Source organism: Aquamicrobium defluvii, assembly GCF_004363725.1.
Taxonomy (GTDB): domain Bacteria; phylum Pseudomonadota; class Alphaproteobacteria; order Rhizobiales; family Rhizobiaceae; genus Mesorhizobium; species Mesorhizobium defluvii.
The window spans coordinates 1-5,605 of record NZ_SNZF01000061.1; the positions used below are offsets into that span (position 1 = coordinate 1).

A 5,605-nucleotide genomic window follows, 5' to 3' on the forward strand; every position below is an offset into this window, starting at 1 on the left:
ACGATGACTGGCGGCGCGCCCGAAAGTCGCCAAACCCGAAACTTTCCTGACCAATCCGCCGCCGTGCCATCGCTGCCCTCAATCTCTCGTTCAAGAAGAGCGAATCACAAACAGCAAATGCCGTCCACAGCTACCCGCGCACAGGTCTCACTAGAGCATTTTGCAGCCAAATGGAAACATTTTGCGTCGCACAAATGCAGTATAAACAAATATTTAGATCATTTCATAGATTCCGTGAAACGATGAAATGATCTATCGGTGTCGGCAGCGGGAAAATTCTCGTAGATAACGAGTCGGCGACGCATTCCCACCAGCAGAACTGTCAATTTTCCAAACTGAAGAATATGGCTGCCTCCTCCCTCGAAATCCTCAAGTCCGTCTATGGCTACGATGCGTTTCGCGGCCCGCAGGCCCGGATCGTCGGGCATGTCATCGACGGCAACAATGCCTTCGTGCTGATGCCGACAGGTGGCGGCAAATCGCTGTGCTACCAGATTCCCGCAATTGCCCGGCCGGGCATGGGGCTCGTCGTTTCGCCGTTGCTGGCGCTGATGGCCGATCAGGTCGCCGCCTTGCGGCAGGCCGGGATCAGGGCGGCAGCGCTCAATTCCGACCTTTCGCCGGACGAGAGGCGCGACCTGTGGCGCGCCATTGCAACCGGTGCGCTCGACCTGCTCTACATTGCGCCCGAGACGCTGCTTCGTCCCGACGTCCTCGACCGTCTCGACGGGGTGAAGCTGTCGCTGATCGCCATAGATGAGGCGCACTGCCTGTCGCAATGGGGGCACGATTTCCGCCCTTCCTACCGCCAGCTCGATGCGGTGGTGGCGCGTTTTGCCGATACGCCGCGCATGGCGCTGACGGCGACCGCCGACGAGCCGACGCGCGCGGAGATCCTGTCTCATCTCGGGATCGCGGAAATCGATGCCTTCATCGCTGGCTTCGACCGGCCCAATATCCGCTACGCCATCGAGGAGAAGGACAATCCGCGCGCCCAGCTGAAGGATTTCCTCAGGCGCCATGAGGACGAGAGCGGCATCGTCTACTGCCTGTCGAAGCGCAAGACCGAGGAAACCGCCGAATGGCTGCGCGGTGAGGGCCATGACGCGCTCGCCTATCATGCGGGCATGGACAAGGCGGCGCGCGAGGCAAATCAGAGGCGCTTCCAGCATGGCGAGGCGGTCATCATGGTCGCCACCATCGCCTTCGGCATGGGCATCGACAAGCCGGATGTGCGCTTCGTCGTCCATATCGATCTGCCGGGCAGCATCGAGGCCTATTATCAGGAGACCGGCCGCGCCGGGCGCGACGGCCTGGCTGCGGACACGCTGATGCTCTACGGCCATGACGACATCGCGCTGCGCGGCCGCTTCATCGAGGAATCGGATGCGCCGGAACAGCGCAAGCGCATGGAGCGCCAGAAGCTCGATGCGCTGCTGGGGCTGGCCGAGACGGCCGGCTGCCGGCGGCAGGTTCTGCTTTCCTATTTCGGCGACCGTTGCGAACCATGTGGCAATTGCGACACCTGCGCCGAGCCGCCGACGCTGTTCGACGGCACGATCGCCGCGCAGAAGGCGCTGTCATGCATCTACCGCACCGGTGAGCGTTTCGGGCAGGCTTATATCGCCGACGTGCTGCTGGGCGTCGGGAACGAGCGCATTGCCGGTTTCGGGCATGATCGCATATCCACTTTCGGCATCGGCACGGAGCACGACAACCGCACATGGCGGGCGATCCTGCGCCAGCTGATCGCGTTGCGTCTCATCGATGTCGACCTCGCCGGCCATGGCGGTCTGTCGATCGCGCCGGCCGGCCGCGACTTCCTGCGCGACAAGCCGACGCTGATGCTGCGCGCGCCGCGACCGCCGCGGGCGCGTCGCGGCAAGGTTGCGCGCAGCGCGGTGCAGTCCGCCGTTTCCGAGGCGGACCGGGCGCTGTTTACGGCATTGCGGCAGAAGCGGCTGGAGATCGCGCGGGCACAGAACGTGCCGCCCTATGTGATTTTCCATGACAGGACGCTTCTCGAACTGGCGGCGGCGCGGCCAGCGTCCCGCAGCGAGATGGCGGGCGTGCCCGGTGTCGGGGAAGCGAAGCTCGACCGCTACGGGCCGGCCTTTCTGTCCGTGATCGCCGAACACGCATGAGGGTCACTATTTTGTCTGTGGTCCGGCAGGCTGCCCATCGTTTACGGACGATTGCCGCTCGATCCCTTCCGTCTGTGGTTCCGCCGTTTTGGAAGGCTTGCGTACCTGTTTCGTCCTGATGCGCAACGTGCCTCCTTCCGGATGCTCGATCTCGAACGCGCCGGTCTTGCGGACGAGGTCGCTCAGTTTGCGGAATCCGAAGGTGCGCGGATCGAAATCGGATGCGAGATTGGCAAGCTGTTTACCCACCTCCGCAAGAGCCACCCAGCCATCCTCGCTCTCCATCTGCTCGATCACCTTCCTGATGACCGGCACGGCCGCCGTGGGCGGCTGCAAGGGCTTCGAGCCTGACGCGGCGTCCGGCACGTTTGCCGGGGCGGATGGCAGCAGGTTTTCGGTATAGATGAACCGGCGGCAAGCCTGCCGGAAACTCTCCGGCGTCTTCTGCTCGCCGAAGCCGAAGACGTCGATGCCCTGCTCGCGGATGCGGGCGGCAAGCCGGGTGAAGTCGCTGTCGGACGAAACCAGGCAGAAGCCGTCGAAGCGCCCGCTGTGGAGAAGGTCCATCGCGTCGATGACCAGCGTGATGTCGGAGGCATTCTTGCCGGTCGTATAGGCGAACTGCTGCTGGGGAATGATCGCATGCTTCGACAACACCTCGGCCCACGCCTTCGACCGGGTGCTGGAAAAGTCGCCATAGATGCGGCGCACGCTCGCCTCGCCGATCTTGGCGATCTCTTCGAACAGCCCGTCGGCGATCTTCGCCGAGGCATTGTCGGCATCGATCAGAACGGCAAGCCGCGGGGAACGCGCTTCGGATGGCATCACAGGGTCCTCCTGCCCATGCCGGTCACGCGCCGGCCTCATTGACCTGCGTTTTCTGCCGCAATCCGGTGGCCACGACCGAGACCCTGAACCTGCCCTGCAGGGCTTCGTCGAATATGGCGCCGACAATGATGTCGGCATCGGCGTCGACTTCCTCGCGGATACGTGTCGCAGCCTCGTCGACCTCGAACAGCGTCATGTCCGGTCCGCCGGAGATCGAGACGAGCACGCCTCTGGCCCCGCCCATGGATGCCTCGTCCAGAAGCGGATTGGCGATGGCGGCTTCCGCCGCGTTCTTCGCACGGCCTTCTCCCGAAGCCTCGCCGGTGCCCATCATTGCCCGGCCCCTGTCGCGCATCACCGAGCGCACATCGGCGAAATCCAGATTGATGAGCCCTTCCTTCACGATCAGGTCGGTGATGCAGCCGACACCCGAATAGAGCACGCGATCGGCCATGGCGAAGGCGTCGGCAAAGGTGGTCTTTGCATCGGCAATACGAAACAGGTTCTGGTTCGGAATCACGATGACCGTATCGGCACATTCGCGCAGGCGTGCGATGCCTTGTTCCGCCGCCTTCATGCGGCGCGTGCCTTCGAACACGAACGGCGTGGTGACGACGGCCACGGTGAGGATGCCCGCCTTTCGCGCGGCATCGGCGATGAGGGGAGCTGCACCCGTGCCGGTTCCGCCGCCCATGCCCGCCGTGACGAAACACATATGCGTGCCGTCGAGAAGCTCCATGACCTCTGCCAGCGATTCCTCGGCCGCCGCATAGCCGATTTCAGGAAGGGAGCCTGCTCCCAGGCCCTCCGTGGTCTGCGTTCCGAGCTGGATGCGATGCGGCGACTTCGACATGGCGAGCGCCTGGGCATCGGTATTGGCGGTGATGAAGTCCACGCCTTCCAGTTGCTGGGCGATCATGTTGTTGACGGCGTTGCCGCCGCCGCCGCCGACCCCGATCACGGTAATCCTGGGCTTGAGTTCGACAATGTTCTGTTTGCCAGCCATGGCCATTCTCCAGAAGACACGATGTCAGTTCGTCCGGGACGCGACCACATTCGAATCAGGGACCTGTCCGCATCCTGTCAGGGGACCAGACCGCGGCCGCATTCGCAAGGGCGGGTCTTCCCGGACCGTTCGTCATCATCTGTCGCTGAAACGGCCGAAGGACGCCCGGCCGTGTCGATTGCGCCTTCGCAGGCCGGCAAGCCTGCGAAGGTGTTTTGCTGGCGGCCGGCTGTGCCAGCCTCAGGCTGCAAGCGCGGCGCAGGCGACGGCAATGCGTGCCAGCGCTTCGCGCAGTTCTTCCTGAGAGGTCGCATAGGAGATGCGGAAGAAGGGCGAGGCGCCGAAGGCCGATCCCGGTACCACCGCGACCTTGGCCGCGTCTAGCAGATAGGCGCAGAAGTCGCCGTCGGTTTCGATCTTCCTGCCCCGGGGCGTGGCGCGTCCCAGCATGCCCGCGCAGCTTGCAAACGTGTAGAACGCACCTTGCGGGCGCGGGCAGTCGATGCCGTCGATGCCGTTGAGCCCGTCGACGACCAGATCGCGGCGGACGCGGAAGCTGTCGCGGCGTTCGTCGAGATAGTCCTGCGGTCCGGTCAGCGCCTCGATTGCCGCGGCCTGCGAAATGGAGGACGGGTTGGAGGTGGACTGGCTCTGGACCACGGCCATGGCCCTGATCAGCGCGGCCGGCCCGGCCCCGTAGCCGATGCGCCAGCCGGTCATGGCATAGGCCTTGGAAACGCCGTTGACCGTCAGGGTGCGCTCGCGCAGCGCCGGCTCCAGCGCCACGGGCGTAACGAAGCGGAAGCCGTCATAGACGATATGCTCGTAGATATCGTCGGCCAGCAGCCATACGTGCGGATGCTTCACAAGCACGTCGAGCAGCGGGCGGTAGTCGGCTTCCGAATAGGCCGCGCCGGTCGGGTTGGACGGGGAGTTCAGCATCAGCCAGCGCGTGGCCGGCGTGATGGCGCGCTCAAGCTGTGCGGCGGTCAGCCGGAAGCCGTTGGCGGCATCGCAGGCGACGAGCACCGGCACGCCGCCGGCGATGCGGATGATGTCGGCATAGGAGGTCCAGTAAGGTGTCGGTACGATCACCTCGTCGCCGGGGTCGAGCGTTGCCATGAAGGCGTTGAAGATGACCTGCTTGGCTCCGGAAGCGACGCTGACCTCGCCCGCCGAAAAATCGAGCCCGTTGTCGCGCCGGAATTTTTCCTGCACCGCCTCCTTCATGGCGGGCGATCCGTCGAGCGCGGTATATCTGGTCTCGCCGCGCTGCATGGCCCGCAGGGCCGCGTCCTTCACCGTGTCGGGCGTGTCGAAATCCGGCTCGCCGGCGCCCAGAACGATGACATCGTGCCCTTCCCGGCGCATGGCAGCGGCACGCGCCCCGATTTGCAGGATTTCGGAAACGCCGATGTCTGCAATGCGGGCTGCCGGCCTGAAAGGCGCGGCAGCAACATCCGGTCTGTCGAGCATCCTCATCCCCTCATTCGATATCGAAGGAGACGCCCTGGGCGAGGGGGAGTTGCTTTGAGTAGTTGATGGTGTTGGTTGCGCGGCGCATATAGGCCTTCCAGGCGTCGGAGCCGCTCTCGCGCCCGCCGCCGGTCTCCTTCTCGCCGCCGAA

Annotated in this window: 5 protein-coding genes; 2 read left to right on the forward strand and 3 right to left on the reverse strand. The window is 64.4% G+C overall.

Going from position 1 to position 5,605, the window contains the following annotated elements; translation table 11 throughout:
* Together DES43_RS22790 and recQ are read left to right on the forward strand one after the other, a co-directional pair.
* Positions 1–246 (forward strand): hypothetical protein (locus tag DES43_RS22790; protein WP_208110871.1); only part of this gene is annotated, 246 nt, incomplete at its 5' end.
* Positions 247–344: 98 nt separating this feature from the next.
* The gene (recQ, locus tag DES43_RS21825; RefSeq protein WP_035033467.1) at positions 345–2,144 is read left to right on the forward strand and encodes a DNA helicase RecQ; all 1,800 of its coding nucleotides are present in this window, start codon (positions 345–347) and stop codon (positions 2,142–2,144) included.
* 6 nt (positions 2,145–2,150) lie between these two features.
* Here recQ and DES43_RS21830 read toward each other — a convergent pair whose 3' ends face one another.
* From DES43_RS21830 to DES43_RS21840, 3 genes are all read right to left on the reverse strand, one after another.
* Complete coding sequence (locus DES43_RS21830; protein ID WP_035033470.1) at positions 2,151–2,969, reverse strand: NYN domain-containing protein; 819 nt, start codon at positions 2,967–2,969, stop codon at positions 2,151–2,153.
* A gap of 25 nt (positions 2,970–2,994) precedes the next feature.
* On the reverse strand, positions 2,995–3,984 hold the full coding sequence (gene ftsZ, locus DES43_RS21835; RefSeq protein WP_035033464.1) for a cell division protein FtsZ: 990 nt from the start codon (positions 3,982–3,984) through the stop codon (positions 2,995–2,997).
* A gap of 234 nt (positions 3,985–4,218) precedes the next feature.
* A complete protein-coding gene (locus tag DES43_RS21840) occupies positions 4,219–5,454 on the reverse strand; it encodes a pyridoxal phosphate-dependent aminotransferase (protein WP_035033461.1) in 1,236 nt (411 codons plus the stop codon).
* Between the last annotated feature and the right edge of the window lie 151 nt (positions 5,455–5,605).

What these genes read in the sequence shown, in the direction of transcription:
- recQ (WP_035033467.1), top strand. Translation starts at nt 345, where the DNA reads ATGGCTGCCTCCTCCCTCGAAATCCTCAAGTCCGTCTATGGCTACGAT.
- DES43_RS21830 (WP_035033470.1), bottom strand. Translation starts at nt 2,969, where the DNA reads ATGCCATCCGAAGCGCGTTCCCCGCGGCTTGCCGTTCTGATCGATGCC.
- ftsZ (WP_035033464.1), bottom strand. Translation starts at nt 3,984, where the DNA reads ATGGCCATGGCTGGCAAACAGAACATTGTCGAACTCAAGCCCAGGATT.
- DES43_RS21840 (WP_035033461.1), bottom strand. Translation starts at nt 5,454, where the DNA reads ATGCTCGACAGACCGGATGTTGCTGCCGCGCCTTTCAGGCCGGCAGCC.